Raw genomic sequence first — 224 nt, 5'->3', positions numbered from 1 at the left:
GCCGCCTTCAGGCGGCTGTGTGTTGAAACAAGAAGTTACTGAAAAAGCCACAGGAAGCGTATCCAGCCGCCTTCAGGCGGCTGTGTGTTGAAACTAAAGGAAACAACAATGGCAGTTTTGTTAAATCTGTCCAGCCGCCTTCAGGCGGCTGTGTGTTGAAACTTTTATTACACTGGACACCCTTAATCATTTTCCCCAGCCGCCTTCAGGCGGCTGTGTGTTGA

Origin of the sequence: Neisseria sp. HMSC03D10 (assembly GCF_001807625.1) — a bacterium.
Taxonomy (GTDB): Bacteria; Pseudomonadota; Gammaproteobacteria; order Burkholderiales; family Neisseriaceae; genus Neisseria; species Neisseria mucosa.
Note: the sequence above shows the minus strand (reverse complement) of the source record.